22 protein-coding genes and 1 tRNA gene are annotated in these 26,554 nt (G+C 58.0%); 10 read left to right on the top strand and 13 right to left on the bottom strand.

Annotated features, from left to right (window positions below):
• Nucleotides 1-2 precede the first annotated feature (2 nt).
• From AC812_RS09770 to AC812_RS09785, 4 genes are all read right to left on the bottom strand, one after another.
• Complete coding sequence (locus AC812_RS09770) at nt 3-1,931, bottom strand: phage major capsid protein (protein WP_061913236.1); 1,929 nt, start codon at nt 1,929-1,931, stop codon at nt 3-5.
• Nucleotides 1,928-3,358 carry a hypothetical protein gene (locus AC812_RS09775; RefSeq protein ID WP_061913237.1) on the bottom strand — a complete coding sequence of 477 codons (1,431 nt, stop codon included), beginning with the start codon at nt 3,356-3,358 and terminating at the stop codon, nt 1,928-1,930. The genes AC812_RS09770 and AC812_RS09775 overlap by 4 nt, the downstream gene beginning before the upstream one ends.
• A 27-nt stretch (nt 3,359-3,385) precedes the next feature.
• Complete coding sequence (locus AC812_RS09780; protein ID WP_061913238.1) at nt 3,386-4,924, bottom strand: hypothetical protein; 1,539 nt, start codon at nt 4,922-4,924, stop codon at nt 3,386-3,388.
• A gap of 127 nt (nt 4,925-5,051) precedes the next feature.
• A complete protein-coding gene (locus AC812_RS09785; RefSeq protein ID WP_061913239.1) occupies nt 5,052-5,363 on the bottom strand; it encodes a hypothetical protein in 312 nt (103 codons plus the stop codon).
• A gap of 123 nt (nt 5,364-5,486) precedes the next feature.
• Here AC812_RS09785 and AC812_RS17610 point away from each other — a divergent pair, with 123 nt between their 5' ends.
• From AC812_RS17610 to AC812_RS18265, 4 genes are read left to right on the top strand one after another with little or no spacing between them, the layout of a single operon-like run.
• Complete coding sequence (locus AC812_RS17610; protein WP_145962474.1) at nt 5,487-5,753, top strand: hypothetical protein; 267 nt, start codon at nt 5,487-5,489, stop codon at nt 5,751-5,753.
• A gap of 7 nt (nt 5,754-5,760) precedes the next feature.
• Nucleotides 5,761-6,615 carry a TadE/TadG family type IV pilus assembly protein gene (locus AC812_RS09790; RefSeq protein WP_061913240.1) on the top strand — a complete coding sequence of 285 codons (855 nt, stop codon included), beginning with the start codon at nt 5,761-5,763 and terminating at the stop codon, nt 6,613-6,615.
• Entirely contained in the window at nt 6,557-8,464 is a 1,908-nt protein-coding gene (locus AC812_RS09795) for a pilus assembly protein TadG-related protein (RefSeq protein ID WP_169787286.1), read from the top strand. The genes AC812_RS09790 and AC812_RS09795 overlap by 59 nt, the downstream gene beginning before the upstream one ends.
• Nucleotides 8,465-8,492: 28 nt before the next feature.
• On the top strand, nt 8,493-11,201 hold the full coding sequence (locus AC812_RS18265; protein ID WP_169787287.1) for a TadE/TadG family type IV pilus assembly protein: 2,709 nt from the start codon (nt 8,493-8,495) through the stop codon (nt 11,199-11,201).
• A gap of 259 nt (nt 11,202-11,460) precedes the next feature.
• Here the strand turns inward: AC812_RS18265 and AC812_RS09810 are convergent, their stop codons facing one another.
• The 3 genes from AC812_RS09810 to AC812_RS09820 form a co-directional block, all read right to left on the bottom strand.
• Nucleotides 11,461-12,747 carry a hemolysin family protein gene (locus AC812_RS09810; RefSeq protein ID WP_061913244.1) on the bottom strand — a complete coding sequence of 429 codons (1,287 nt, stop codon included), beginning with the start codon at nt 12,745-12,747 and terminating at the stop codon, nt 11,461-11,463.
• A gap of 1 nt (nt 12,748) precedes the next feature.
• Nucleotides 12,749-13,789 carry a bifunctional UDP-N-acetylglucosamine diphosphorylase/glucosamine-1-phosphate N-acetyltransferase GlmU gene (locus AC812_RS09815; RefSeq protein WP_061913245.1) on the bottom strand — a complete coding sequence of 347 codons (1,041 nt, stop codon included), beginning with the start codon at nt 13,787-13,789 and terminating at the stop codon, nt 12,749-12,751.
• Nucleotides 13,790-13,932: 143 nt separating this feature from the next.
• Nucleotides 13,933-14,003 (bottom strand) — tRNA-Gln (locus AC812_RS09820).
• A 151-nt stretch (nt 14,004-14,154) separates the two neighbouring features.
• Here AC812_RS09820 and AC812_RS09825 point away from each other — a divergent pair.
• Together AC812_RS09825 and AC812_RS09830 are read left to right on the top strand one after the other, a co-directional pair.
• A complete protein-coding gene (locus AC812_RS09825; protein WP_061913291.1) occupies nt 14,155-14,739 on the top strand; it encodes a DUF2087 domain-containing protein in 585 nt (194 codons plus the stop codon).
• A complete protein-coding gene (locus AC812_RS09830) occupies nt 14,736-15,659 on the top strand; it encodes a DMT family transporter (protein ID WP_061913246.1) in 924 nt (307 codons plus the stop codon). The genes AC812_RS09825 and AC812_RS09830 overlap by 4 nt, the downstream gene beginning before the upstream one ends.
• Here the strand turns inward: AC812_RS09830 and AC812_RS09835 are convergent.
• The 4 genes from AC812_RS09835 to AC812_RS09850 all read right to left on the bottom strand — a co-directional run bounded on the left by AC812_RS09835 (nt 15,622) and on the right by AC812_RS09850 (nt 21,351).
• Nucleotides 15,622-16,236: a DUF3267 domain-containing protein gene (locus tag AC812_RS09835; RefSeq protein ID WP_061913247.1), complete on the bottom strand. Its 615-nt coding sequence runs from the start codon at nt 16,234-16,236 to the stop codon at nt 15,622-15,624. The two genes, AC812_RS09830 and AC812_RS09835, sit on opposite strands and share 38 nt — an antisense overlap.
• 15 nt (nt 16,237-16,251) lie before the next feature.
• Complete coding sequence (locus AC812_RS09840) at nt 16,252-17,397, bottom strand: PP2C family protein-serine/threonine phosphatase (RefSeq protein ID WP_061913248.1); 1,146 nt, start codon at nt 17,395-17,397, stop codon at nt 16,252-16,254.
• Entirely contained in the window at nt 17,394-19,358 is a 1,965-nt protein-coding gene (locus AC812_RS09845) for an FHA domain-containing protein (protein ID WP_061913249.1), read from the bottom strand. The genes AC812_RS09840 and AC812_RS09845 overlap by 4 nt, the downstream gene beginning before the upstream one ends.
• 97 nt (nt 19,359-19,455) lie before the next feature.
• The gene (locus AC812_RS09850; protein ID WP_061913250.1) at nt 19,456-21,351 is read right to left on the bottom strand and encodes a glycosyltransferase family 39 protein; all 1,896 of its coding nucleotides are present in this window, start codon (nt 21,349-21,351) and stop codon (nt 19,456-19,458) included.
• 141 nt (nt 21,352-21,492) lie between these two features.
• On the opposite strand from AC812_RS09850, the gene AC812_RS09855 reads away from it, so the two are divergent.
• Genes AC812_RS09855 through AC812_RS09865 form a run of 3 tightly spaced genes read left to right on the top strand, consistent with a single transcriptional unit; the run spans nt 21,493 to nt 23,225 of the window.
• Entirely contained in the window at nt 21,493-21,687 is a 195-nt protein-coding gene (locus tag AC812_RS09855; RefSeq protein ID WP_061913251.1) for a hypothetical protein, read from the top strand.
• Between the two features lie 22 nt (nt 21,688-21,709).
• Nucleotides 21,710-22,540: a DsbA family protein gene (locus AC812_RS09860; protein WP_061913252.1), complete on the top strand. Its 831-nt coding sequence runs from the start codon at nt 21,710-21,712 to the stop codon at nt 22,538-22,540.
• Nucleotides 22,541-22,562: 22 nt separating this feature from the next.
• Complete coding sequence (locus AC812_RS09865; protein ID WP_061913253.1) at nt 22,563-23,225, top strand: deoxynucleoside kinase; 663 nt, start codon at nt 22,563-22,565, stop codon at nt 23,223-23,225.
• An 11-nt stretch (nt 23,226-23,236) separates the two neighbouring features.
• Here AC812_RS09865 and AC812_RS09870 read toward each other — a convergent pair whose 3' ends face one another.
• Nucleotides 23,237-23,497 carry a stage V sporulation protein S gene (locus AC812_RS09870; protein WP_061913254.1) on the bottom strand — a complete coding sequence of 87 codons (261 nt, stop codon included), beginning with the start codon at nt 23,495-23,497 and terminating at the stop codon, nt 23,237-23,239.
• 292 nt (nt 23,498-23,789) lie between these two features.
• On the opposite strand from AC812_RS09870, the gene AC812_RS09875 reads away from it, so the two are divergent.
• Nucleotides 23,790-24,956, top strand: a complete 1,167-nt coding sequence (locus tag AC812_RS09875; RefSeq protein WP_145962475.1) for a mannosyltransferase family protein — start codon at nt 23,790-23,792, stop codon at nt 24,954-24,956.
• A gap of 18 nt (nt 24,957-24,974) precedes the next feature.
• On the opposite strand, the gene AC812_RS09880 is transcribed toward AC812_RS09875, so the two are convergent.
• The gene (locus AC812_RS09880; RefSeq protein ID WP_062158890.1) at nt 24,975-26,522 is read right to left on the bottom strand and encodes an ArnT family glycosyltransferase; all 1,548 of its coding nucleotides are present in this window, start codon (nt 26,520-26,522) and stop codon (nt 24,975-24,977) included.
• Nucleotides 26,523-26,554 lie beyond the last annotated feature (32 nt).

The raw sequence follows: 26,554 nt of genomic DNA on the forward strand, positions 1-26,554 counted from the left end.
GTTCAGGCGACGTTGGCTTTGTAAAGCGGGCGGTAATCGGCGACGAACACGCTCACCCAGTGGCGCACCTTCATGCGGATTTCATCGTGGGTGAACAAGGCCCCGCTGGTCTCGCGGTCGGCGACGAAAATCTCCGGCAGCAAGCCGAACCGTTCGCCGAGGATGATGCCGGGGGCCAGTTTCGGGTCGGCAACGGCTGCCCAGTCGTTGGGGTCGCCGAATTCCGGGCAGGTGATTACATCGCCCATCTCGCCGCGCTGCAGGTTTTCGGAGAAGATGCCGGTTTCCCGCTCGAAAGCCGGGTAGAGAATGCGCATGGCGGTCAGGCGCAGACTGCGCGGCACAATCAGGTAGCGGGCATCCAGCGCCAGTTTGGGGGCGCTGCCGCCCTCAGCCACCAGCATCGGCTGCTCGTAGATGGCTTTGCTGGCGGCTTCCCAAGCCTCGCCGGAAAGGGCCGCCGTGCCCACATTGTGGTGATTGGCGGCATGAAACACGGCGCTGCCATCCGCCATTTGCGGCCCAACCCCGTTGTTGGCGGTGAAGATGCTGCCGACCAGCGCCGAAATGCGCCGCAGGGCAGCCGATGCCAGTTTGCGCGGGTACTGGCGCAGTTTGTGGGTTTCGTCGCGCTCGAACATCTCCAGCGTCAGCGCCACAAACCCGCCGTACTTGCCCCATTCGCCCACCTCCGCCGAATCGCGGATTGCCAGCTCGGTGTAGGCAGCCCCTTCGGCGACACCCGGCAGGACGCTCACTTCCCCCACCAGCACGCCGGTGATCGGGTGCAGGTTGCTGAAATGCTCCACGCTGACAATGGGTTCCCACCAGCGGTAACCGCTGCGCCCCAGTTCCTCCCAGCCCATCACTACCATTTTGTTAAGGGCGTCTTTGAGCAGTCCGGGCAGAGTGGCGGTGGTGGAAAGGGTGACTCGTTCGGGGTAGTAGCCGCCGTAGAAGTTGTAGTCACCGGTTAGCAGGGTGTAAAGCTCGCGGATGCCGCTCAGGCGGGCGGCTTTCAGGCCGTTCAGAGCAGCCGGCTTGGGAATACCCAGCAGATCATGGACGGCCGCCTTCAATTGATCCTCCGGCGAGTAGATCGCTTCGATGCGCGCCGGGCCGTTCACCCACTGGCCGGCGGTCAATTCGCTGACCATCTGGCGGGTGTCCTCGATGGTGCGCTGCAAATCGGCCGGGTCGAACGTCCGCCCGCTGAACTGGCGGCGGATGCGCTCGGCTGCGGCGGTCGGCAGGTGGGCGGCAGCCAGCGACTGGTCGAGCAGCAGGCGGCACAATTCCCCTTCCAGCGCGGCAGCCGATGGCTGAGGTGGGGCGGCGGGCGTCCCTGGCGCATCAGCGGGGATTGGGGTTGGGTTGAGTTCGTTCATCAGGTTTCCTCCATCGGTTGAAAAATGAGTGAAATGGGTTTGCGGGGATTGCTGGTTGAGGGCGCGCAGAAAGGCACCACCGCGCGCCGGTTGAATCACACAATCCACCGAAAGGACACGCACAATTTTTTCGACCTGCCGCCCGCGTGCGGTGAACAGCAAATCGGCAGAAAAACCGACCTGCGGGCGGACGGATTCGTCCAGCATGGCGCTGCCGAGGGCGCGCAGCAGCGCAGCCGCCGGCCCCAGCGGTTTAAGGCGCAGGCGGATGCCCTGACGCGCCTCGTCCCACTGCGGGTCATATACCACCCCGGCCAGATCGCGCAGGCTGCGCTCGCCGAGATGATGGTCAAGGTAGCACTCGCGCCCGTCCCACAACGGCAGGGACTGGCGCAGCACCTCGGCGGTGAAGTGCCAGCCGTTGCCCTCCCCGGCGGTGATGGCGAGGATTTCAAATTCGCCCAACGCCTCGCCGTTCAATTGCAGACGGGCGGCGCAATCCATCACGGTGGATGCGGGTGAAATCTGAACCGGCGGGTTCATTCCAGACCTCCGTTTTTGGGCTCGCCGCTGGTTAAATCCACCTTGCCTTCGGGGAAGCCGCCCCTCTGCCGTCCGGCCGGCCCGGCGGGCAGAGCGGCTTTGCCGCCTTCCAGCAGTTCCTCCACCTCGGCCGTCTCGCCGATGAAGCGGTAAACCACCCGCAGCAGTTCGCGGTCGTCAATCAGGCCGCGGTCGCGCAGCTGCCCCACCACCGCCAGAATGTGGTTGCCGGCCAGTCCGAGGGCGACATTATCGCGCGCTGAAAGGTCGCCGCCATGCACACGGATGACGGCCTGCCCGTCCACCCGTCCGCCGCCGGGACGGCGGCCCTGCGCCAGAGCGCGGCGCTGTACGGCAATCCGCAGTAAATCGGCAATCACCTGCAGAAAGAAGGCCTGGCGCTGCTCAAAGCGGCGGTAGGTCGGGCCGCCGGCGGCTTCGGCGGTGGTGCGCGTGCTGGATTCCGGCTCGGCGAGGAAGTGCAGCGGCAGGCCGGCTCCGGCGGCAATCATCTTCTTGATCGCCAGCCCGTCGGTGTTGGCGTCATCGGCTTCGAGGCGCGGCTGAATCACCTCCCAGGTCTCGTTTTCATCGGTCACCAGAATCGAACCGGGGGCCGGCGGCTGGGCATTCAGGCGCTGCTGGCGTGCCAGCCGTTCGCCTTCGCCGGTAAAGCGCGAGCGCACCACGTACAAAAACGCCGTGCGGTAGCGGTTCAGTCGGGCGCGGTCTTCCAGCCAGTTGGCGTAACGACTCAGCCAGCGCAGCAGGGGCAGCAGATCCGATTCGCCCCACACGCAGCCCGCCGGCCGGTTGATGGCGTAGTGGCGCATTACCGCCGGAAAGCGGCCGCCGGCGTCCGGCCCATCCTCCAAGGGCTGATAGGCCGGCCAGGCCTGTACCTCGCGGCCATCCAGTCCGGGGACCGGTTGGTACTCCAGCGGCTGATCAACATCGTTTGGGCGGGTGCGGATCTCGTCAATCTGGGCGGCCGGCACAGCCCGGAAGTAACTCATCCCGGCGGGGTCGGTGGAAATCAGGATGAACAGATTACCGCTACGGGTCAGTTCGTCGCACCATTCGGGCAGGCGCAGGCTCAACTGGTTGAGCGGGTGATGCCACAACTGGTGCAAAAATCGGCTGGTAGCCGGGTGCTCGCAGGCAAAGGTGATTCCGCCGCCGACCACGTACTGGGTGGTCAGTTCGACGATCCGCCGTGCCAGCGGATTGACCCGCCAGGCTTCCAGCGCCTGCTGGAGCGCCTCGCGCCTTTCGGCAAACGGGCGCTCATGAGGCGGGGCGGAAGCGGATCGAGCGCCCAGGGTAAAGGTATTGTCAGTTTCGGTTTGCAGGGCTGCCCGCACCTGAAGGCGCACTTCATCCGCCAGCAGACGGCGGCGCAGCCCTTGCCAGAAAGTTTCTTTCATCTTCACCTCGTTTCAGAAGACAGGGGTTCAAAAACCGCGGTCAAGGTCGCGCAGCGGGTCACAGCCCGGCACAATCAGCGTTTCACCGCCGGACGGCAGGGGTTGATCATCCAGCAGACTGACCAGCGCCGCTGAGATGAGCAGGTCGTCGTGGGCTGGCTGACCGCTGAGCGGATCGCGGCTGCCATCCGGTACGCCCCAGCGCATTCGTTTTTCGGGGCCGGGCAGAATCTCGTACTGGCACAAGTCCAGTTGACGGGAGAACAACCGGCCGGCTTCGTCCTGTTCGGCATCGGCGGCTTCTTTCCATCGTCCGCTTTCCACCAGCGAGAGAAAATCCCAGCCCAGTTTGCTCTTGCTGGCGGTCGAGAAGGTGAAGGGAATCACCCGGCCCGGCAAAGCCCGGCTGAGAAAATCCGCCAGCCCGGCTCCGATGCCGGTGGCATCCACCACCACCCGCCAAGGCCGCCAGATTTCCGCCAGAGCACGTAATTCGGTGTACAGGTCGCTGTGGCGGGTGCCCACCCACAGGCGGCGTCGAACGCAGCGGTAGGTGGGGGCGCGCAGCAGCGGGTCGGCGCAGGTGCTGCGGTCGACCGCTACAATCGTCAGGGCGGTGGCATCCCGGGCTGCATTGAGGGGGTTTTCGCCCGTAGCGGGTGTACCGGTGGTTTCGTCCGCCCCGGCCACATCCAGCAAAAAGGCGTAGATTTCCCCCGGCTGCGGCTGGTCGAGCAGGCGGTGACTGCCGGTCAGGCGCGCCCGCCGTTCCGGCGGGAACAGTCCGCCCTGCCCGTCAATTTCCTCGCTGTAGTACTGGCTGCGGATGAATGGGTGCTGGCGGCCGAGGCGCGCCACCTGTTCGGCGACAAACCGGGCGTAGGCGGGTACCTCGGCGGCAACCTGATCGGCGCTGGCGATGAAGACCCGCTGTACGCCGTCCTGCTGCTGGGCATGGCGCGCCAAACGCAGTTCGCGTGCCAGCAGAGTCTGGCTGGTCCAGGCGGTGCCCCACAGGACGCGGGTGGCGTTGGTGGAGGCTGCCATCGGGGCAATTTCTTTGTCGAATTTTTCGATTTCCACGTCCTGGGCTTCGTCCACTTCCAGCAGGGCGCTGGCGGTTGCCCCGACGATGTTGCTGTGGGGTTCGCCGCTCAAAAAGAAAATCCGCGCCCGTCCGACGCGGTAGATGTAGCCGCTTTCGCGCATCCAGTTCCCGTTGAGCAGGCTGTTGCGTTCCAGCACGCGCTGCAAGCGGCGCATGGCGTTCAGCGATTGCGGTTTCCAGGTCGGCGAAATTTTGACAATTTCGGCCTCGCAGTCCTGCAAACAGGTCAGCAGGTAGGCCTCCAGCTGCGCCTGCACCTCGTTTTTACCCGACTGGCGCGGGAACAGCACCACGAAAGTCAACCCCTGGCGGTACAGCACCGAGCGGGCAACTGCCCGAATGACTTCCGCCTGATAGGAACGCAGGCGGATTTTGCCGAATGCCCGCGCAAACAAGCACGGGTCTTGCAGGGCTTCGCGCAGGGTGATCAGGGAAGGGTCTTTTTTCTCCGATTGCATAAACCTCCTTGTGAAAAGAAAATGGGGGCGGGCTGAGAGGGGGGCCGGCGGCAGGTTCCGCTCCGCGAGGGGATGCCGTCCGGGGTTGAAGGTCGTCCACAACCCAGCCCGCCCGGCTGGGAGGGCATCAGTCCTGGCTTTCGCTGAGCAGGGAGTGGATGCCATTGGCTTCCATTTCGGTGCGAATCTCCTCCAGCGTTGCCCGAACCAGATCGCCGCTGGTTTCCTGCTCGGCAAGCGACTGCTCGGTTTTCAGCAGGGTTGCCAGGCTGGCGCAGGCGCGCGAAACGGTCTGCAACACCGAGAGCAACTCGCCCAGCGAGATGCCGTCATCCGCCAGCGACTGGGCGCGCCGAATCAGCAGGCGCATCATGCGAATTTCCTCGCTCAGTTTGCCGCCGTTGCGGGGGCGTTTGGATGGGCTGACGGTTCGGCTCATTTTCCCTCCCGAAATAGAATTTATGTTCTATTACAGAGTGAGTGTAGAACATACAAAGCCGCCCGTCAATCTGTCAAAAGGTGCAATTTCTGGCATCGAATCTGCACCCTGGTGCAGTGTCCTATGTCCGATTTCGATGATGATTACTTTACAAATGGGTTACAACCGCTTTACAGTTGCCTTTCAGCGCCAATTTTTTGGCTCAGCCTGCGCTATACTCAAAAAGCGGTCAAAAGTGATGGACAAACCGTGAATTGTCCAAAAACGGTTACAAAAAAGTGTATAGCGGATGACAAAACACCAAAAACTAACCAAAAACTATTGACTTTTATACCGCACTGCCTTAATGTAAAAGCAGCAGGAAAAGACCTTTTCTGCCGCGGAAGATAGGAGCCGTATGTTCCAATTCCTTCAAATCCTCCCAAAGCCGATCCGCCGCAGTCCGCTGTGGCGGGATGGACGTGCCCAGTCGTTCATCGAACTGGCGCTGGTTCTGCCCGTTTTGCTGATCATGTTGCTGGGTCTGGTGGAAGTGGTAATTTTCATCGGCCGCTATCTGGATGTGCTGGACCTGACCCGTGAGGCGGCCCGCTTTGCTTCGGTGCGCGATCCGTTTCAGTATTCCCCGCCTTCGGTCTGGCCGTCCGGGCAGAACTGCAATGCCCCCCAAAATCCGGCCCGGCCGGTGGGGGCGGATTTTTACAACATCAACGAACGCTGCATGACCTGCAGTGATCCCAATTACTTCCACTTTTACTACACCACTGCCTGCATCTTCTCGCCGCCGGCCGGGAGTGACTCTTGCCGAACGAACGATCCCTTCTGCAACGGTCTGAATCCCTATGTAACCTTCAACCCGACCACCGATGATGTGGTCATTTCGGTGTATACCGTGTCCAACCGCACGGTCACGCATGTCTGGCCGCGCGATGATGTCTGGCCGAACACCGGCTATTGGGCGCTTTCCGACCACGATGAGGATACCAACCACAACGGCAACTGGCGTACCGATTGCCGTGGAAACATCGTCCGCACCGAGCCCTATTACACCCGTGACCGGGTGATCAGCGGTCTCAACGATAGTGTTGGGCCGGCCAGCAAAGGTTTTGTAGCCGTCGAGTTCTACTACTGCTATGAACAGGTACTCAATCTCCCACTTTTCACTCAAATTGTCCCAAATCCGCTCCGAATCCATGCCTACACCCTCATGTCCCTCCCCGCGGCGCAGCCGACGCCAACCCCCAGACCGTGAGCCTGCCCGCCCGGCGCGCTCCGAAGGCCAGATTCTGGTCATCTTTGCGGTGGCGTTTCTGGTGCTGCTCTTTTTCATTGGCCTGGCGATTGACGCCGGTTCGCTGTATGTGACCTACGGCCATCTCAAACGCGCCGTAGATGCCGGGGCGGTGGCGGCCGCCAACACCTTCAAACGCGGCGAAAATCTGGCCAGCATGACCGCCGCCACCGAAGAGGTGATGGTTCTGCACAATGTGGACACCGCCACGCTCGACCTGCAGGTGTTCATCTGCGATGCGGATGGCGATTCCAACCGGGACAGCAACCTGCCGGCCGAATTTTACGCCCGCTGCCCGGATACCAGTGCCGGACAATCGCCGCGTAAACTGGTCTGGGTAGAAGCCACCCAGCGCGCCCCGCTTTACTTCCTGGGGTTACTGGGTTTCGGGCCGGTCAACCTGACCACCAATGCCATTGCCGAAGCTGCAGCCGTGGATCTGGTGATCGTGCTGGATATTTCCGAATCGATGGCCAGCGATACCCCCGGTTTTGTGCCGGATGATTACGACCCGGATGCGACTTGCAACCCGCTCACCCGCACCCGTCCGGTCAACCGCTCCGACCCGCCGCCGGCCGGCGCCTGCTTGCCGATGTGGCACGCCAAAAATGCCGCCGATGCGCTCATTTCGCGCATGTACCAGGGCTTCGATCAGGTGGCCATCATCACCTACGACTCGCGTGCCGAATTGCATCCCATCCCCAACCTGCATGGGGTGACGGTGGCGCTGACCGACGACCTCGAAGCGGCCCGCAATTACCTGTGGAACAGCATCAAAGTGCATGACGACCCGCCCGTCCGCCGCATCTGGAAGCAGTGGGTGGATTACCGCGCCGTCAATCCGGTCAATCCCGAAGACCGCGACGGTGACGGCTCCGATGCCGATAATCCGACCGTCGTTGGCTATACCTGCCCCAACATGAGCGACCCGCGCATGGCCGATCGCTGGTGGGCCGTTTCCGAAGGCGGTCCCGACCCCTACGGCTGGGGCGGGGTGCCCTGCGATGATGACGGCCTGCTGGATGCCTACGATTGGGACGGCGACGGTGTGTTCACCATGGCCGATCATAACGCGGCGCTGGCTTACCTTGCCAAATACCCGGTGCAGTACAGTCAGGGACGCCCGATCCGCCCATCGCTCTCGCCGCTTTCCACCTGCATCGGCTGCGGCTTGCGGGCTGCCAATCTGGTGCTGAACGATGCCCGTCCGGGGGCTGTGTGGGTGGTAGTCCTGTTCACCGATGGAGTGGTCAACCTGAGCGATACCGCCGGCAGCGGCGGCAGTGGCCCGGGCGATACGCCGTGGACGGGCGGTCTCGTGCCGCTTGCCTACCCCGACGGCTTTTGTGATGGACGGCTGAATCAGGGCTGGTGGCCGAGCCTGTGCATTGACACCACTTTTACCCCGCGTTATTGCATTGACGATCAGGAACAAACCTGCCCGCCGGGTTCAACCTGGATTCGCAATAACAACCAACCTTCCTTCAACCGCAACAACAAGTACTCGGTCAGCGATTATGCCCGCGACATGGCCGATGCCCTGGCGCTGACCCGCTCGACCAATCAGAACGAGCCACGCGGCAATGATGTGGCGGTGTACACCATCGGTCTCGGTGCAGTCAGTTTGGGTGAACCGCTCCTGCGCTACATTGCCGCCGTCGGTGATGACGGCGACCGCACCACCAATCCGTGTGCTACGGCGCCAGCCTTCCGTTCCTGCGGTCAGTATTATTACACCAACAACCCCGAAGATCTGGTTCCGATCTTCGAGGATATTGCCACCCGTATCTACACGCGAATTACGCAGTGATGCGCTTCGCGGAAAGCGAGGGATGCCGATGAAAATGCCCCAATTCTCACTCAAAATCTACTTTTTCCAGCGGCGCAGCCAGCGAGCGCAGGGTTTGGTTGAATTTGCGCTGGCTTTACCCATCCTGCTGATGCTGGTGTTCGGCATCATTGAATTTGGGCGTTTTCTGCAGGCCTGGCTGGCGCTCGAAAACGGCGCCCGCTTTGGAGTGCGTTATGCCATTACCGGTAATTTCAACCCGGCTTACTGTCAGGCGGCTGCCCAGGCGCTGGCGCTGGAAGATGCCGATATTGCCGACGGCCACTACGACTGCCGCGTCCCCGAATCTTTCTCGCCGGACTGGGAACAGATGCAAAACGCCCTTCAGGACTGGGCGCGCCTGCCTTCCATTCGGGATGCGGCGCTGGCCGGGGCAACTGGCATCGCCTGGGATTCGGCGCCAGCCGTTTCGGGCGATTATCTGGCTTACCTCGACTACGGCTGGAATCATGCCGATTTCGACATGGTCAACCGCGGTAATCCGTCTTTGAAGGGGTATTTCAATGTGACCACCTGCTCCAACCGGATCGAACCGGTTGGCAGCAATCAGGCAGCCCGCTTCCAGTTCAACCCGAACGCCCGTTATTTTGTCCCCAACGACCCCAACAGTCTGGATGATTACCGCTTTCCGGATTACTGCGAGCGGGTGCGGGGTAACATTGACGCGGCCGGCAACTTTACCAACCCGGTCACCGAGCGCTATGTGGATGATGCCGGCGGTCCGGGTGACCGCGTGCGGGTGGTGCTGACCTACCGCCACGAATTGATCACCCCCTTCCTCAACTCGTGGTGGCCGACCGTGCGCATTCAGGCGATGCGCGAAGGGATTGTGGAAAAGTTCCGCACCTCACGGGTGACCGGTCTGGTGGGCAGCATCGGCATGGCGGCCACCTTTACCCCCACTCCTCCGCCGACTGCCACCGAAACGCCGACCACCACACCGACCAACACACCCACGCCGGTTTTCTGCCAGTACAACGGCTCGGTGCTACGCCAGTGGTGGACCGGTATCAGCGGCAGCAGCCTGAGCGATCTGACGAATAACCCACGCTACCCCGGCAACGCCACCGCCTTCGATTATCGCACTTCTTTCGAGGCACCGACGGACTGGGGCGATAATTACGGTCAGCGCATGCGCGCCTACCTGTGCGCCCCGTGGACCGGGGAGTACACCTTCTACATCGCCAGCGATGATTCGAGCGAGCTGTACCTCAGTTCCAGTCAGAATCCGGCCGGGGCCGTCCGAATTGCTTATGTAAACGGCTATACCAGCAGCCAGGAATGGACTAAATACGCTTCCCAGCGTTCTGCTCCCATTACTTTGCAGGCCGGGCAGTTGTATTACATCGAAGCGATCCAGAAAGAAGGCGCAGGCGGGGACAATCTGGCGGTTGGCTGGACCGGTCCCGGCATCACCGAGCCGGGTGACCCGCCGGTGGTCATTCAGGGGCAGTATCTGGTGCCGGTGACCCCGGAAGCGACCTACACCCCGACCCCCACCAGCCTGCCGCGCTGCGAGGACCTGGTGGTGTTGGGTGAACCACTTACCTTCCAATCCTTTGTCGCCGGCAGCCCCGGCAACGGTTATATCATTCAATCGCAGTTGCAAAACACGGGTCCTTACAACATCTACATGAGCGGGGCGTTAATGGACTGGACCGGCGAGTGGCACAACCCGGTTCACAGCCAGCCCAGCGGACACATCTTCAATTATTACTCCGGCAACACCGCCAATCAGCCGATTTATGACCCGCCCAACGTGGCATCCTACCCCTATGGTCATGTATTCACCCCCACCCCCAATCGCAACCTGATCAGTCCATATGGCAGCAACTACCTGCGCTGGGTCTATGGGCAGCCAAATCCGGCGGTCAGTAATTTCTCCTTCTGGATTTTGCCCGATTTCAACCACTACCCGCCGGTGGCAACCGGCGTACCCACCCCGCGCATGACGGTGACGCCGGTCTCGTGGGCTGTGTCGGGTAATAGTCGTTATCACAACTTCTACTGGGCCAGCGACTTTACCGGTAGCATTTATTACAATGTGGTTCCCACCGTCGGTCCGACTCTCTCCTGCGTCCAGCAGGTGACCGGTTACCCCGGGCCGAGCATTCAGGTCATCATCAATCCGGGCGGCACACCCTTCTCGGCACGCGCCATCATTAACGGTAATGATAGTGGTGTGGATACTTCACTGGGCGTGTACTTCTTCGTGTATGACAGCGCTGGCAATCTGGTACACTGGTCGCGGGATGCCAATTCGTGGTTCTGCATCTTCGGGCATACCGGCAGCGGCAGCCGCCGGCGCTGCATCACCCGCACCCCGCTGGTGGATTCGTGGGACCAGGGCGGTGGGCTGATCCGCAACGGCAGTTACACCCTGGTGGTTCTGGCGCGCAACAACCACACCAGCAAGAAGTCCAATGTGGTGGTGGTGCCCTTCGTCATTTCGGCAAATACCCCCACCCCGACTCCCCTGCCGACCAATACCCGTACCGCCACCATCACCCGCACCATCACCCGCACGTTTACTGCCGGACCAACCCGCACCAATACCCCCATTCCTTCGATTACACCCACGCGGACCATTACCCCTACTCGTACGGTGACCCGCACGCCGACCATTACCCGCACGCCGACCATTACCTCCACACCCACCCTATGTCTGACGCCGTGGGAGTTGGGCGGCTGCAACTGAGCCCTTTGGGAGGACATTAACCGGTTTACGTCATTGCGAACCGCCACAGGCGGCGTGGCAATCTCCCGCAAAGGTGGGTGGGAGATTGCCACCTGCCCTTTACCGAAGGCAGTGCGGGAGATGTCCACCTGCGCTGCACCGAACGCAGTGCGGTACAAGTGTTGCTGACGCTCGACATGACATTAACCGCGTTTTCGTCACCGCGAGCCGCCGCAGGCGGCGCGGCAATCTCCTGCAAAACCGTTGAGGAGGTTCTGGCTTAACTTGCGCTCTCGCCGGGCGGGTTTTCAACCTCGGCGGCGGGGTTGTGCCGGCGGGCGCGCACGCGCCGAATCCGCCGCCCGCTGACCTGCTCGACGGTCAACAGCCAGTCTTCCACCTGCACCTGCTCACCGCCAATCGGCACGCGTCCGATCACGCCGTATATGTAACCCCCCAGCGTATCGGCTAAATCGGTCACCAGATGAGTGCCCAGCACCTCGTTGAAGTCATCCAGATCAATCCGCCCATGAAAGAGCACCTCATCCTCGCCAATGCGCTGGTAAAGCAGTTCCTCGGCCTGATCGTACTCATCGCGGATTTCACCGACAATTTCTTCCACAATGTCTTCCAGGGTCACCAGCCCGGCCATGCCGCCGTATTCATCCACCACAATCGCCATGTGAATGCTGTTCATCTGCATCTCGCGCAGCAGGTCATCCACCTTTTTGGACTCCGGCACAAAGTAGGCCGGGCGTAAAAACGGGCGAATGTTCTCCGGTTCGTCCTCTTCCAGCGAGGCGCGCAGCAGGTCTTTGGCGTAGAGCAGCCCGATCACGTTATCAATGGTCTCCTCGTAAACCGGCACGCGCGAATGTCCGGAAGTCACCAGCGCCTGTACCGCCTCCGAGACGCGGGTGTTGACCTCCAGCGCCAGAATGTCAATGCGCGGCACCATGATCTCGCGGCACAGGGTATCCCCAAAGTGAAAGATGGAGTAAATCATCTGGCGCTCGCCTTTTTCCAGCCCACCGCTCGGCTGACCGACCTCCACCCATGTTTTAAGCTCGTCCTCGGTCATGCCGCCGTGAGCGGCATCCAGCGCCAGCGGCTGACCCATCAGCCCGCCCAGCAGAGATGAAAATGGGCGCAGTAGCACCTCCAGCCCGCGTGCCAGCGGGTAAAGGCGCAGCAGCCAGCGTTCGGCATCCCGCCGTACCCATCCCTCCACGCTGATTTCCAGTATGACCAGCAGCAGTCCGCCGCCAAAAAAGACGCCCAACCAGATCAGCGGGGAATTCAGGTTGGGGTAGAGAGTCTGTCCGATCAGCACGCCGCACACTGCCAGCAGGACGTGCGCCAGCGAAATGACCAGCCGCAGTCCCAGCCGGTAGGCAACTTTTTCGATCAGGGCGATTTCGCGCTCGACGCTGACCTGTGGGCGCTGACCGGAAACCTGCATCAGCAGCGGCAGGCGAGTGTTCACCAGCGCTGCCCGAACCCACACAGCGATGAAATCCAGCGCCAGTAAGACCACAACCAGCCCGACCAGACCGTTCAGGCTCATCTCAGGCCTCGCTTTCGGCGTTGGAGATGAACCCACCGCGCTGCACCGTGTAGGGAGGCAGTCGCACACCATCCGCCAGCGTGCAATTTTCCAGCCAGGCGGCAGCGATGCGGCAGTCATTCCCAACCTGTGTATTCCACAAAACGGCCCCCGGACCCATCTGGCAATTGGCGCCGATGTGGGTTTGCCCGCCCAGATAACACTGCGGGTAGAGGATGGTATCCGCGCCGATGGTCACGTCTATTTCGATGGTGATTGAGGAAGGATCTACGAGGGTAACGCCAGCCTCCATCCAGCGCGCCGCAATGCGCCGCTGAAGGACAGCCTGCGCCTCCGCCAGATGGGCGCGGGTGTTGATTCCCAGCGCTTCGTGGGGGTCATGGGCGGTGACGGCCTGCACGCGCCGTCCCTGCTTTCGGGCAATCTCCACCAGATCAGTGAGGAAGTACTCCCCCTTGGGGGAAAGGCGCACTTCTTCGAGGGCATCCCACAGCCATTGGCCGTCAAAACAATACACCCCGGCGTTCAGTTCGCGCAGAGCCAGAACTTCGGGCGGGGCAACGGCTTCCTCGACGATTGCCTGCACATCGCCATCCGGGCTGCGCACCACCCGCCCAAAGCCGTGCGGGTCGTCCAGGATGACGCTCAGCATGGTCAGGGCGGCATCGGCGCTGCGCTGCAAGTCCACCAGCTGCTGCAAAGTTTGGGAGGTGATCAGCGGCATGTCGCCAGCGGTCACCACCACCCAATCGGCCTTTCCTTTGAGTAGCGGCTGCGCCATGCGGACGGCGTGGGCGGTGCCGAGTTGCTGATCTTGCAGGGCGTAGCGTGCCCGCGCGCCAACCGCAGCGCGCACCTGTTCGGCGCCGTGGCCGACCACCAGCACGGGCAGTTGTCCGCTGACCTGAGCGGCTGAGCGCAGGCTGTGTTCGATCAGCGGCACCCCTCCCAGCGGGTGCAGTACTTTGGGCAGGCTGGATTTCATGCGTTTGCCGTAACCGGCAGCCAGAATGACCACAGACACCGCAGGATCAGGCTGCATCACACCCCCATTGCTGAAGAGAAGGAAAAAGATCGCCCCGAGGGCAGGGTAAAATCCGCCGCCGCGGGGCTTTGCCGTTGGTGCGTATCGCTTTCAGGGTCAGGAGAGTCGCTGTCCACAGTCATGAGGTTGAAATTTACAGGCTGGGGCGCCCGGATTCGAACCAGGATCCACAGATCCAAAGTCTGGTGTGCTGCCGTTGCACCACGCCCCAATGAGGCTGGGTTGAACCCCTGTGCGAGGCTTATTCTATCACAAAACCGTCTTTTTGGGGCATAAAAATACCTTGACAAAAACCTAAAAGTGCATAAAATCGTTTTGATAATTATAAAAATGTTTTGATTAAACCGAAAGGATTTTTTGCCGTGGATCACGCAACGCTAACCGAAGAACTGTTGACCTTCTTCAAGGCACTGGCGGATGCTCAGCGCTTGAAGATTGTCGGTCTGCTGGCGCAGGAAGCTCACACCGTTGAGCAACTGGCTGCCCTGTTGAACATCAGCCCCTCCACCACCTCGCATCATCTTGCCAAACTGGCCAAAGCCGGGCTGGTGGAAGCGCGCACCGATGGTCATTATTACTTTTACTCCCTTAAAACCGATACGCTGGAGGCGATGGCGCAACGACTGTTGAAGAGTGAAAACCTGCCGCATCTCTCGGCGGATGTCGAGAGCGAGGCGTACGAACGCAAGATCATCCAGAATTTTACCGATGCCAGCGGGCGGATTAAATCCCTGCCGGCGCAGGAGAAAAAGTTTCAGGTGTTGCTGCGCTATGTAGCCAAAGCCTTTCAGCCCGGCCGGCGGTACACCGAAAAGGAAGTCAACGAAATTCTGGCTCGTTACCATGAGGATACCGCCTCGCTGCGGCGCGGTTTGATCGAATCCCGCTTGATGGCGCGTGAAAGCAGTGGAAAGGAATACTGGCTGGTGGAAGAGGCCGCCGGATGACCGTCGCATCTCCACCAGCCCGACGCTGGGTTGTCATCCTCAAAGTATTGTTTGCGGTGAGCGTTTGGGGCGGATCGTTCATCGCTACCAAAATTGCCCTGCGCGATGCTGCCCCGGTCACGATTGTGTGGACGCGCTTTGGCATCGGGGTCTTAATCCTCGGCTTAGCCGTGAGGTTGAGGGGAGCGTATCGGCGGCCGGGCCTGCGCGATCTGGCTTACTTCGCCTTGCTGGGTGGACTGGGAATCACCTTTCACCAATGGCTGCAGTCCACCGGTTTAATCACCGCTCAGGCTACCACCACAGCCTGGATTGTGGCGAGCACCCCCGTGTTCATGGCGCTGCTGGGCTGGTTGTTTTTGCGTGAATCGCTCGGGCCGGTGCGGCTGGGCGGAATCCTGCTGGCGGCGGTGGGGGTGCTGCTGGTGGTTTCGCGCGGGGACTGGCGTGCCCTTTCACTCGGCCGGTTTGGAACGCCCGGCGATTTGCTGATTTTGATCAGCGCGCCAAACTGGGCGATCTTTTCGACCCTCTCGCGGGATGGATTGCGCCGTTACCCGGCGGCGCTGATGATGTTCTTTGTCATGGGGTTCGGTTGGTTGTTTTCTTCCGCTTTCTTCCTCAGCGGCCCCGGCTTTGCCGACCTGAGCCACTTAACCGTGGATGGCTGGGCAGCCGTGTTGTTTTTGGGGATTGCCTGTTCGGGGCTGGCGTATATCTTCTGGTACGATGCCCTGCAAGCCATGCCCTCGGCGCAGGTGGGGGTGTTCCTTTACCTTGAACCGCTGGTGACGGTTGCGGTAGCCGGTTTGATGCTGGGTGAAGTGCTTACCCCGGCCACGCTCATCGGTGGGATGATCATTCTGCTGGGGGTCTGGCTGGTCAATCGGCAGATGAACGGGATGGGGCGAAAAGGGTAATGTCATCGCCCTGATCGAGTGCCAGTGAACCGCGCGGGGCGCGCAGCAACTGGATGGCTACCCAAATATCCCCCACCGCGCCGGAAAAATTCATCACGGCAGCCAGAATCACATAGGTCAGGGCCGAAAGCGGCACAAGGGCAATCAAAGCAATCGCCAACAGACTGAGGACGACCAGCGGGGCAATGCCGATCCAGAAGTAAATATTGGCGGGAATGTACCAGCCCGGCGCGGCGGCATAGGCATACGTGCCGCGAAAGGCAAATTTGGGTTTTACCCCCGCCAGCAGCCAGAAACCCAGCCCGTGGACTGCCTCGTGCAGGATCAGCGTCAGGACGATTGTCACGATCAGCAGCAGTAAGAACAGCAGACTTTGCAGCCCCTCCAAACGGAAAACAAACACCAGCCCTTCGGCCTCCGGACGGAGAAAGGAGGCAATGGTAATAAAGAACCACGCCGAAGCCAGCACCAGACCCAGCCCAAACAGGTTGAGCATCAAAAGGGTGCTGCGGGATTTCAGCGTAAAACGACCGCGTTCTTCATAACCGGATGGTAAAGTCCGAACAGCCTGGCGCATGGTTGATTTCCTTTCTTACGATGAGGAGGGGGTGTAAGTAGGCCATGGGGTGGGGGTTGCCCCCTGGTTGAGCGCGGGAGGAACCACGGGTGTACCGGTCTCGCCCGGAATCAACACGGCTGGAAGGGAGGGGGAAGGCATCTGGCCAGCAGTGGGAAGCAGAACGGGCGGGGAGGGAAGCGGAGGCTGGGTGAGGGACGGTGTAACGGTGGGCGAAGGTTCGAGCCGGTTGAGCAGCCACAGCGCCCCGCCACCCAACAATCCTCCCAGCAAGGCGACGATCAACAGGCCAATGCACCCCCACAACCACCAGCGCCTTCGGGCTGCCGGTTTGGGCTGTGCCAGGCTGCCCGGCGGAACTTCCATCAGGATCACGGTGATGTTATCGTGTCCACCGCGTTGGTTTGCCAGGTCAATCAGGCTTTCGGCAGCCTGACGGGCCGGCTGGCTTTCCACCGCTGCCAGAATTTCTTCGTCGCCCACCAGGTCGGTCAAGCCGTCGGAACATAACAGCAAACGGTCGCCTTCCCGCAGGCGCAGCCCCTGATTGTCCCGCGCCTGATCATCGCTCTCGCCGCCGTTCAGCCGCAGACGGAAGTCCACCTGCGGCGGGGTTGGCGAGCCGAGAAAGCGGCGGATGACATGGCTGTTGGGATGATGAAGCGCCTGTTCGGGGGAAATTAGGCCGCGTTCCAACGCCTCCTGAATCCAGGTGTGGTCGGTGGTCAGCTGGTGAATACTGCCGCGGCGCAGCAGGTAAATGCGCGAATCCCCCACGCTGGCGGTGTACAAACGATCTCCCACGATGTAGACACACGCACAGGTTGCACCCATGCCGTTTTTTTCGCGATTGGACCGGGATTGTTCATAGATTGTGGCGCTGGCGGTTGTGATGGCTTGTTCCAGCAGGGCGGTGGGGGGGAGTTTGTCACCATTTTCCAGCACATATCCGGCGATCAGGTTAACGGTCATTTCGGCGGCGACTTCACCGGCGCGGTGTCCGCCAATCCCATCTGCCAGTACGGCCAGCAGTGCCGGCGGCGACTCGGGTTCGGTCGGTTGTAGCGCCACGATCCCAAAGCGGTCTTCATTGTTCTTCCCGCGCATACCGGGGTCGGTCAGGGCGATAACCGGCAAATGGGCTTGCTGGCTGCGAATCATTCCTGTTCCTGATACGGGCGGGCTATGGGTGCGGGTTGAGGGCTGGGTTTGGCGGTTTCAAAGCGCAGGGTGACAAATCCCAGGTGAATCAAATCGCCGTGTTGCAGCCGGCAGCCACCTGCCGTCACCGGCACATAGTTGACCCATGTGCCTGCCAGCGAACCCTGATCGTAAATCCAGTATTCACCCTTTTCATTGACCACGATGCGGGCATGCACCGGCGAAACGCTGGCAGAGGCAATACAAATTTGCGAACGGAGCGGGTCGCTCCCCATCAGGTTGTCTCTTCGCTTCAGGGGGAGGAGATTCAGCGCCGCTGGGTTTGCCCGGCTTTCCACCACCCCCACACCATCCTCACTGACCTGCAGCAGCCAGGCCGGCGCTGATGATACCGGTACAGCCGCCGGGCGGGCGGAACTCAGCCGGCGTGCCATGGAAGCCGGATTGATTGTGCCGCGTTTCTTTTGGAGTGGTGGCGGCAGCGGCTGAGTCAATGGGTCGCGGTTGTTTCGCCTTTGAGCAGCGGCCTGCTGACGGTTTTGTTGTCCGGCAAACATCAGGATAGTACCCAGTAGCAGCCCGCTCAGCAGAATGGCGCCCAGCACCAGCGGGCGGTTGCCGCTCAGGGCCGCCTGCCAGGGACTGGGCGGGCGGCTTTCTACACTCACCCGCACCGGCATGCGGATGCTGCGCCCGGTCAACCCAAGCGAGTCTTGTACCTCAACCTGCATTTCGACCTGCTGCTCGGTTTCAATCTCGCTCACCGACCAGGTGAAACGATCGAACGGCGGGCGGGTATTTTCCTGCACCAGTTCACCGTTGACCAACAAACGGCTGGCGCGGATGGCGCGCGGATAACCATCCGGAAACTCAATAATCACCCGGTAAGTGAGTGCATCGGGTTCAAGGTCGCCGTTGCGGCTGTTGGGCGGGAAAAAGCGGCGTTCAACCTGTGTTTGCGGTGAAAGGAAGATCGGATTGGGCGGTTGAATGTTGAGAAACACCGGCTGACTGGTGGAGCGTAATTCTTCCTCACCCTGTCGAATGCTGAGGGCAATTGGGTGACTGCCACTGCTGTTCAGGCGGGATTCGTATTCCAGCCGGTATTGGTAGCGGTAGGATTTCAGGTAACCTTCCAATTCCGGCAGGCTTTCGCTGCCCGTGAAAATCGAAAGCTCGCCGCCGGTCTGGCCTGCCAGTTGACTGAGCGCATCGAACATTGCCGGATTTGCAGCAATGGATGGAGCGGATGTGGTCAACCAGACGTGAATGGGAACGTTCAGCCGCCCGGCGCGGTCTATCAGGTTTTGAACACCGTCCAGATTGGAGGCGGGCAACAGCGGTGTGACCAGCAGGACCACGCAGCGCGGTTTGGTACCCCCGCTGATGTCGGTGACCAGGTCCATGGCGCGGGTAATCGCGGTAAGACCGGCTTGTTCGTTCAGCAGGTTGACTTGAGCGAGATTTTCCAGGGCGGTTAACCATTCCTGTTGATCTGCTGAGCGGATCAATTGCAATCCGCTGTTGGTGGACAGGCTGAGACGGTCGCTGCCGGTAGTTTCACCGCCCGCCCATTCCTGCAAGCGTTGTAGTACGGCTTCGTACCGGCGCACACCGGCGTAGCGGGTATTCAATTCCGGCCCGAAATTGATCGCCACAATCACATCCAGCCCCGGCTGGAGCAATTCCAACCACTCCACCGGGCGGAAATCTGCCGCGTCATTCTGTTCGTTCCCCTCGATAATCTGAATCTCTTCGGGTTTGAGCTCTCTTAGAAAATTACCCTGGGCATCAAAGGCTTCAAAAGTGATTTGCACCCGTGGAAACAGTTCTGTGCTGATGGCGGTAATTTCCACCCGGCCCTGAGGCAAGGTTTGTGCCCGGGCAGGCAGTATGCCACTCCCTGCCCCAATGAGAAGCCCTATGATGAAGAAAATCAGGCAGCGCTGACGGGAAGTCATGTCGTTCGTAACCCCAATTTTACCCCAAACAGACCGGGCTTTGCTTGACGCTCACCCAACGCCCGGCTGACGCTGTTTTTTGAGGAGGTGGATGGCTTCACTCTTCCGTGTAAATGCGCACCGGCGGCATCTCCCATGTCAGACGGAAGGGTTTGCCCTCCAGCTGCACGGTCTCGCCGCCGGGCAAGGGCTGGGTAGCAAAAATCGCGCAGGGTTCAAAGGGCTGACGCGGTAAGCGGTTGGAGGGGTTGTTGACCAGCACATGCTCGATGCGGAATGGGCCAATCTCCGCCTCACGGTATAACCCCCAAACCGGATATTCCCACTCTTCGTCCGGCAAGTACAAACCGAGTTGAGTGCAGCGGCGCTCCCCGGTCAGATAATTGACGCCCTCGATATACGGGACGACCAGATTCTTGCGGATGATCATCACCTCGCGGCGCGGCAGGTTGAAGATGTTCCAGTCCTGAGCCAGCGGTTTATTCTGATTGAAGTAAAAGATGGGCAGGGTGCTGATGAGCAGCAAGACCCCCAGCCAGCGGCTGAAGCGCATCGGTATCACCTGTGGTAGAAGCCCAATTATCCCACCGGAAAGCACCAGTAAGGGAAGGTGTAAACGGGCGTGCCACAACTGCCAGCGCAAAAAGCCACAAAAAATCAGCAAACCCGCCAGTAAGATGCCCGTATGGATCCAGACCTCCTGGTTTTGCAGCTTTTTACGCCGTAACCCAAGGATGACCAGTGTGGCCATCAAGGCCAGCACATGCAGTGGCGCACCGGTAAAATCCTCGTTGACCACAAAGCGCTTCAATGCGAAACGATGATCCTGCCAGGTGGTTTGCGGGTCGTTGACATCCAGTTTTAAGCCGTTGTGCAGGCTGATGACGGCGCCTTCCAGCGCCTCATTGAGGGGCGAGACCGTAACGAAATGCAGCGCCAGATTGCGGCTCAGGTTGGAGAGCAGCACATCCACACCAAAACGCTGATTGCGGTAAAGCCGGGTTTCTTCGGCAGGGCCGAGGGGGCTGCCAAACGCGGTAAAATTGCGGGCATAATGCGGCAGGTTGAGCAGCAGGGCAAGGGCAGCCACCACCATCAGCGGACGGACAAACGCCGCCCGGCTCTGCTGCCAGCGGCGAATCACATAGGCAGCCATGATCGGAAAGGCAAACAAATAAGCCGTGGATTTGGTCAGAACCGCCAGCCCCAGACTCAGTCCCAGTGCGGTTTGGGCCGTCCGGTTGGGAGAACGCAGGTCTTCCAACGCAAATACTGCCACACATACCAGCCAGAAGGCTGCGGTCAGGTCATTCTGAGTGCTGGTCATTTGCAGTACGGTCATTGGCAGTGTACCGGCAAACACCGCTGCCAAAATCTGCCCGGTTTTGCCTGCCCCCAACTGTCGGGCAAGCAGCGAAACCCCCAGCATCGCGCCAATCCCGCTGAACCATTGCACGAGGTTAAGAAAGCGGTCCGAATCGCTCAGCGCGTACAGGTGGGCGTGAACATACTCCGTCCACGGGTTGAGGTATAACTGACGCAGAATGTGAGTGGGGTAAAACGCCAGCGATTGATCTTGCAGCCAGTGCATCACCCGACTGAGGTGATAAACCATCGAGTCCCAGTTGTTTGGTGCAGCCACCAGCCCAATGACCAGCGTGAGCAGGGCGACCAGCCCAAGGCCGGCCAGTAATAAAGCGTCCGAGCGCGGAAGCGAGCGCAGCAAGCCGGGCAGACCGGGCGTCTGGTGGGAACGCGGCGAGCGGCGCAGCAGGGCAAGCCCGGTCAGCAGGATGATTCCCCAGCCGGCCGCCAGTGGCAGACGGCTCAGTAAACCGAGCATGCCAGCCAGTTCGGTCAGGGCGGTCAGCCCGGCTGCCCATACGACCCAGCTCAGCAAAAGGTTCAGGCGGAGATCATTTTGAAAAGGGGCGCGCCGCCAGAAAATCAAGCCGATTACCAGCCAACTCAGCGCGGGTAAGATTACCAGCATCGTTCATCTCGCTGAAGAAAATCAGGAACGCTCACGCAAGGGATTATACCCCAGCCCTCACTCAGCAAGACGGTCAGGTCGTGCGCCCTTCCCGCAACTTTAATCGGCGGTGTGCGTATAAAAAGGGAAAGGAGTGCAAAGATGTTCAAGTTTCTGTTTGATCTGATCGGCGGGATCATCGGTCTCGTCGTGGGTTTAGTCGGTGGCATCTTCGGTCTGGTGGTTGGCTTACTGGGCACCGTGCTGGGCCTGACCGTCGGGGTGGTGGTGTTGGCGATTGTGCTGGTTTTAGGCTTGCTCGCATTACCCATCCTTTTGTTGATCTGGATTTTCTGACCGGCATGGTATAATTTCATGCATGAGTGAAGAAAATCCTATCTCTCCATCTGAAGATTTGCCAGCGGAAGAGACCGTAAAGCCGGCACGCCCGGGATACTCGCTTCCGCTGGTGGTTGTGATTGCGGTTTTGTTTTTCGGCGTGGGCATCCTGACGGGTTACCTGATCTGGGGTCAATCGCTGGCACAGACCAATCAGGCGCTCAGCGATGCGCTCTCGCGGGCCGAGGCTGCCGAAGCGGTTTTGCAGGAAGTCGGTCTGGATGTACCGGGTCAGCCGCGCCCCACCCGTGATCCCAATCAACCGATCGAGGTGGTGCGTTACCCGGTGACGGAGGATAACAACCCTGCCATCGGCCCGGCGGATGCACCGATTACGATTATTGAATTCAGCGATTTTGAGTGTCCCTTCTGCACCCGCTGGCATGTCGAAGTCTGGCCGCGCCTGCAGGAAACCTACGGCGATAAAATCCGCCTGGTGTACCGCGACTTTCCGCTGTACAGTATTCATCCCAACGCGGGGGCAGCCGCCGAGGCTGCCAATTGCGCCAATGAGCAGGGACGCTTCTGGGAGTACCATGATTTGTTGTTTGCTGCGGAACAGGGGCTGGGCCGGCAGGCTTACGAAGCCTACGCCAGCCAGTTGAGCCTTGATCTGGATCAATTCAAAACCTGCCTCGATGAAAAACGTTACGAAAGCGAAGTAACGGCTGATTTCGAATATGCCCGTCAGCTGGGGATTCAATCCACCCCCACTTTCTTCATCAATGGTGTGGCTTTAATTGGCGCGCAGCCCTTTGAGGTCTTTCAAGAAGTCATCGAACTGGAACTGGCCGGCAAATTGACCAAATAATCCTGAGCAGGCGGAGCGGAGGATGAAAAAATTTATCGCCGTTGCAGGGAATATCGGGGTGGGAAAATCCACGCTGGTTGATCTGCTTTGTCAGCGCCTGGGCTGGCAGCCGTTTTACGAACCGGTCACCCAAAATCCTTATCTTGCAGATTTTTACCGCGACATGCACGCATGGAGTTTTCACTCGCAGGTTTTCTTTCTCACCCATCGGCTGCGCATCCATCAGCAAATTCTGCGCTGTGAAGGCTCGGTGATTCAGGATCGTAGTATTTACGAAGATGCGGATATTTTCGCCCGTAACCTCTACTTACAGGGCTACCTTTCCCAGCGGGATTACGAAACCTACTACGCGTTGTATCAGACGATTGCCGAATTTCTGCCCCCGCCGGATCTGGTAATTTACCTGCGTGCCTCGGTGGAAACCCTGCAAAACCGCATCCGGCAGCGGGCGCGAGATTACGAACGCGGCATCAGCAGTGAATATCTTGCCCGACTGAATCAGTTGTATGAAGAATGGATTGCCGCCTTTACCCTCTGTCCGGTATTGACTGTGCCGGCAGACAATCTCGATTACGTGGCACACCCTCGCCACCTGGATTTGATCCTGAAAAAAGTACAGGACAAATTGACCGGGAAAGAGGAAGTGGTTTTCTCCCCCGAAGAAGTGGCGCTGGCCAGCGATTGAGCGGTTGAGACTTAGCGCGGTTCTACAATCAACTTGATGGCGGTACGCACCTTGCCGTCAATATCCACATCCACGAATTCGGGCACACACACCACCGAAATACCATCCTCCGCCAGATAGCCTTTGGCGAGCACCAGAGCCTTAATCGCTTGATTGACCGCCCCTGCGCCGATGGCCTGCACTTCGGCGCGTTTGTGCTCGCGGATGACACCCGCAATTGCCCCTGCAACGGCGGCTGTACGAGAGTTTGCTTTGACCTTAATGACGTCCATGGGTTGGCTTATTCCTTTCTGTGATCGGGTTCGATGTCAAGCAAACAAAGGTCCGGGGACACGAAAAAAAAATTGAATAGGTTTCCTGTCAAAATTGTACAGGAAAAGAGGATGAGATTCAAGCGTCACTTGCCCCATCCTCAACCAACTCTCTTTGCTTTATGCAAGCTACAAAATTTTTTAAGTTGACCTATTGATAAAGCCTTTTTTGCTATCTCTGCACACTTTTTTTATTCAAAAATTCGGTTTGAAGATTGATACTCCAAAGATAGGATTAAGTTAGAATTGTGTTGTGGTAAAACATCTTCGAGATGGATGGACACGCTTACCAGAAGCTTTGCGGTTTTCTCTGCCGGTATGGCTGGCAGCACGCCTATTGACCACGTTATTCGGTTTTTGGATCTGGAAACTCCGGCCTCAACCACCTGCAGAAATAATGGTTTTCTATGAAGGGTTGCAGCCCATCACCGAGTCCTGGCGTGGGATGTTTTTTGGAATCTGGCAAAGATGGGATACGGTTTATTATCAAACTATCGTTGAGAAGGGGTATGTTATTGAAAAATCCAGCGCTTTTTTCCCTCTTTACCCATTAACGGCCAGGATCCTTTTCCGCCTGACTGGTCTTGGCTCGTTGGAGTGTCTTTATTTGGTAAGCACATTAGCGTATCTGGCAGCAATTGTCCTGTTATATGCCCTGATTAAGGAAAAATTTAATTCCACAATTGCCAGACGTTCTGTAATGGCGCTGGCTGTCTTCCCTAGCAGCTTCTTCTTTCTTGCGCTTTATCCGCAGGGTTTAGGGTTAGCCTTGGTACTCTTTGCGATTTTGCTGGCCGAAAAACGCTACTGGTTTGGTTGTGCAATTGTCTCATGGCTGGCGGGACTAACCCATAGCACTGCCTTGCCATTATCATTGATCCTACTGGCAGAAGCGGTGATTTTTATTCGTCAAAACACTCATCCATGGCGTTGTGTGGCCCTTCTCGTCGCGGGAATGCCTGCACTGGGAATCGGATTATTTTGGGCCTGGCGGATCAACCAGAACTTTCCTCCAATTATCACTATCCTCACGACTGAATTTGATCGTTATCCTGCCCCTCCGTGGAACAATCTACTCAATTGGGTTGCAATGTTACCTCATCATCTTCTTGCCCCCGATTGGCTAATTAACTCCATAGCTCTGATTCTGACTATTGCAAGCATTATTTGGACCGGTCGAAGAATTTCCATTGGTTGGGCATTGTATCAGGTAGCATTATTAATTATGGTGCTGGGCATAGGTGTAAATTACGACCCTTTGTTATCTTATAATCGTTATATTTTGTCTGGGTTTCCCATTTTTACCATGCTGGGTTGGTGGGTAAATACACCCGTAAAACGATTGATTGGTTTTACCTTGGGTGTATTTGGTCAGGTTATATTGCTGTTATTGTTTTTGCTATGGGTGTGGGTAGGATGAGGAAATAGACTTTCTGTTTCAGGGACTACAATCATTTCCCATGTATTCATAAACAGTCCAACTCCCCAGGGGAATTTTATCCGATAGATGATACTGACATTTGAGATAATCTATCCGCTGTTGGATGGCATTGGTTTGAATAGGAAATTTGTATAAAGGTGTGTAAGAATTGTGTGTATCAATAATCAAGCGAGGATTTTCTTTGATTATTTCATCCAGGAATCCGACTATCATTTCTTCAGTGACATAACCTTGGTTGTATAGTGGATACTGGTAAACAAAGCGAGATGGACTTCTACGGCCGGAGTAAAAATTGATGGTTGTTTCTGCTCCCCATAATAAAACAGTATCTTCGGGGTTGGTATTGAATTGAATTGTAGTTATAATCTCACGTTGTTCGTTCGCAGACCGGAAGAAGGCTAGTTCATACATATAGGGCGCAAAAGATATCCACACAAATAAACCTATGCTATCTATAATCAAAAGATATTTTGCAAATTCAGGAATATCCCAGACTAATTTTGATGAGAGAATAGTCCAAATGGTGATTGCTGCAAAAAAAGCCAGAACAGGTAGAATGGTTATGTAATAATGGGGATACGTTCTGCCCGAAATGCTTACTAAAATCAACTCGACAGGTAAATCAATCAACCCAATTCCTAATAGGGGCAGCCAACTGCCGATAAATTGTTTCTTATAATAAATCATCAATAATCCAATCAGGTAGCCAATTCCTGCAAATTGGAACAGACCGGCCTTGGTAAGCGGCCAAATTCCTTCAATAAGAGGCTTTATCGGTCCTGCAGAATCGATGCCTGAAGAAAAGTAAACCAAATTATATTGGAAGGCAGCCTCCCAAAAGTGGAGTAGACCACCCCGCAACCAAAAAAATGTAACCCAACTCATACAAATGACTACAAAGCCGCCCGAGAAATATAATAAGTGGAAAAGAAGTTTTTTGAGTTGATTTTGCCCAACTCTATAGACGATTACAAATAGAATAACTGAGATCCAAATCCCAATGGTATTTTGTTTGGTAAAAAAAGCAGTAGCACCAATTAATCCAATCAGAAACCATTTCCAATTTTGAGAAGTCGGATGTTCAAATGTGGTTTTAGCAAGCCAAAGTGTAATGAATTGCAAGGGTAAAACATATTCGGTAGTGAAGTTTCCTCCGTGAATCACATAAACCAGTGTCAACAACCATAACAGCGTACTGAAAATTGCGGTTAATGTACCGAATATTTTCTGTAATATTTTATAACCAATATAGGCAGCTATAAACAAACTTATAAATTCAAGCAGCCATACACCCCATCGAGAGCCCTCGGTTAAGGAAAGTCCTAAGGCATTGATGTAAAAAATTACCGGAGGTTTATGATCCCACACATCTCGATATGGTAATTCCCCATTAAGTATGCGCCATCCAATGTAAAGGAAAACCCCCGAATCCCGCAATGTATATTGCATGTTGATGGGACAAACCGGGATTAGAACACCTGAAGCTCCGATAAACACAAGCAAGGTATCTCGAAGTTGATTGGGAATGTTCTTTATTGTCTTCATATCATCTCTCTTATTGATGCTCCCAATTCAGC

This window comes from Bellilinea caldifistulae (assembly GCF_001306055.1).
In the GTDB taxonomy this organism is placed as follows: Bacteria; Chloroflexota; Anaerolineae; order Anaerolineales; family Anaerolineaceae; genus Bellilinea; species Bellilinea caldifistulae.